This is a genomic window from Psychrobacter sp. 1U2, from assembly GCF_051847575.1.
The window spans coordinates 1-640 of the sequence record NZ_JBPYDC010001293.1; the positions used below are offsets into that span (position 1 = coordinate 1).

General features: G+C 47.3%; 1 protein-coding gene. It reads right to left on the reverse strand.

Annotated features, from left to right (window positions below):
- Positions 1 to 220: 220 nt before the first annotated feature.
- A partial coding sequence (locus tag ACS8FD_RS21725; RefSeq protein ID WP_439277399.1) for an aromatic amino acid lyase occupies positions 221 to 640 on the reverse strand: 420 nt, incomplete at its 5' end.

A 640-nucleotide genomic window follows, 5' to 3' on the forward strand; every position in this document is an offset into this window, starting at 1 on the left:
TGAAAGGCATAAGGCTGGGCTATTTGATACCAGTAGCGGGCGCGCGCAGACTGAAACGGCTCTGCACGTCCTGTCCACCGACTCATATCAGCTGCAGTATGGCTTACGGCTATTGTCATTGTTGACCTCCTTTCATAATATAAAACCTGACTCTCAATTTAGTATGGCTTACGCCAATAAAGCTAGATGGTTGAGAGTGGGTTTTATATATAAAATTTTGCTATTTAGACTCATACCAATCACTACGCAGTGACTGCCAATATTCGGTGAGCGTACCATCTAATACTATTTGCTTTGCGGCTTCAATATCAGGCGCTAGGTAGCGATCTTTGTCATAAAAAGTCACTTTCTCGCGCAATTTTTGATGCGCGGCCTGTAATGCTTCGGAAGTAGCAAGATTACGATGGAAGTCGATACCTTGACCAGCAGCCAATAGCTCAATGCCAACGATGGTAGCCGTGTTGTGCGCCATTTCATATAGGCGGCGGGCGCTATAAGTGGCCATCGATACATGGTCTTCTTGGTTGGCAGAGGTTGGAATGCTATCGACACTGCCAGGATGGGCGATAGACTTGTTCTCTGAGGCTAGCGCCGCTGCGGTCACGTGGGCAATCATAAAGCCTGAGTTTACCCCAGCATT